The following is a 2,331-nucleotide window of genomic DNA, read 5'->3' as shown; positions in this document are numbered from 1 at the left end:
TTGTTCCTTTTGCTAAGTAACCTATTTTAGCGTAATCTGTACCTGCTCCTTTTCTTACATTTAAATTAGCAGTTGTTACTCCTGTTGCTATTACTTCGCTAGCTTGTCCATCTAATTTTACATATGTTCCTGATACATATCCATATGAACCATTGTATTTTATTTTATACCAACCATTTGATAATTTTTCTACTATTTCTACTTTTGTTCCTTTTGCTAAAGTTCCTATCTTAGAATAACTTGTATCTGCTCCTTTTCTTACATTTAAGCTTGCAGTTGTTACTCCTGTTGCTACTACTTTTACTTCTTCAGAGCCATCTAATTTAACATACTTACCTGATACATATCCATATGCTCCGTTGTATTTTATTTTATACCAACCATTTGATAATTTTTCTACTATTTCTACCTTTGTTCCTTTTGTCAATGTACCTATTCTAGCGTATTCTGTTGATGCTCCTTTTCTTACATTTAGATCACCTGTTGTGACTCCTGTTGCTATTACTTTTACTTCTTCAGAGCTATCTAGTTTCACATATTTTCCTGTTACATATCCGTATGAACCATTATTTTTTATTTTATACCAGCCATTTGAGCATTTTTCTACTATTTCTACTTTTGTTCCTTTTGCTAAGTAATCTATTTGAGCATAACCTGTTCCTGCACCATTTCTTACCTTTAGAGTAGATGTTGTCACTCCTGTTGCTATTACTGGTAGTTCTTCTGTAGTGTCTAATTTAACATATTTTCCTGATACATATCCGTATGAACCGTTATTTTTTATTTTATACCAGCCATTTGAGCATTTTTCTACTATTTCTACTTTTGTTCCTTTTGCTAAATAATCTATTTGAGTGTATGTTGTACCTGCACCATCTCTTACCTTTAATGTAGATGTTGTTACCCCTGTTGCTATTACTGGTAATTCTGGTTCTGGTGTATCATTTATAGCCTTAAATGGTATTTTATTGTTATTTGCATAAGTTTGTGCATATGAACCTTTTTCACCATAAATTGTAACTGTTTTTGTACATTCTTCAAATATACCATCACCTATTTTAGTAACTGATTTTGGTATTGTAACTTTTACTAAATTTTCACATTCAGCAAACGCATTATCACCTATAGTAGTAATAGTATCTGGTACTGTAAATTCAGTAAATCCTGTTCCTCCAAAAGCGCCTGCTTCTATTTCTGTAACACTTTTTGGTATATCTATTTTTTCTAAAGATTCACAATACATAAATGTACCTTCTGGTATTTTATTTATAGTATTTGGTAAAGTTACCTCTTTTAGAGATTCATTCATAGCTAAGACACCTATACCTAATTCAACTACATTATTAGGTATAACTATAGCTTCTAAACTGCTATTTGCACCAAATGCTACAGCATCTATAGTTGTAACTGTACTTGGTATATTTACTTTTTTTAATCCTTCACAGTTAGCAAAAGCTGCTTCCCCTATAACTTTTACTCCTTCTGGTATTGTAATGCTTTCAGTAACCTCTAACATAGAAAATGCATAATCGTAAATCATTGTAACTGGATACCCACCAAGAGTATTTGGAACAACTACATCTTTATCTCCAATAGGATTGTAATCTTCATCTACGTCATAATATCCAGTTATTACTGCTTCATTTCTATCGTTTACTATATAATAGAAACCATTTTCTTCAAGATCATCTTGTTCACTTTCTAAATATTCATCTTCATCAAATCCCCAATCGATATTTAAAGAATAATCTTCTTCATCATTATCCATTACTTGTGAATTCGATAATGCTCTCGAAATAGCTGGATTTTTATCTTGTTTTTCCATAGCATAAGAGCTTCCTGAGCTAAAACCAAAAGAAAGTAATAAGCCTAATACTGTTAAAAAACATGCAGATTTTCTAAATTGTTTTACCATAAAATAAACTCCCCCTTTTGTATAAGTACCTATTTCTGATATAGCCGATACTATTTAACTATATACTACAAATGTAGTATATAGTTAAATAGTATCTTAATAAAAACATAAAGTCAACATAAACATCAATAAATATACTACTTCATTTATTATAATTACTTTTATAATATCATAGATGAATACATTTTCCTAATATTTTCTATTTCCCCTTTCATATATATAGACTATATTTTTTCTAAAAAATCGCCACTTTTTTTATTTTTTTCAAAAAAAGATGGACTGCCGATAAAGAAATCCATCTTATATATAAATTATTATCTAAATCCTATTTGAAGTAATTTAAACCGCTTTCAAATATTTTTTGATCTTTTTCGCCATGTATATTCTTAAGTGTGTATTTACAAATTATTTCAGAG

1 protein-coding gene is annotated in these 2,331 nt (G+C 29.6%); it reads right to left on the bottom strand.

Annotated elements, in window-relative coordinates:
- The coding region (locus tag MR593_RS07640; protein ID WP_290691581.1) for an SH3 domain-containing protein at positions 1 to 1,915 on the bottom strand (1,915 nt) is incomplete at its 3' end.
- Positions 1,916 to 2,331: the final 416 nt, after the last annotated feature.

This window comes from Intestinibacter sp. (assembly GCF_022780145.1).
Classification (GTDB): Bacteria; Bacillota; Clostridia; order Peptostreptococcales; family Peptostreptococcaceae; genus Intestinibacter.
The sequence above is the reverse complement of the archived record's forward strand: the minus strand, read 5'-3'. Positions and strand labels throughout refer to the sequence as shown.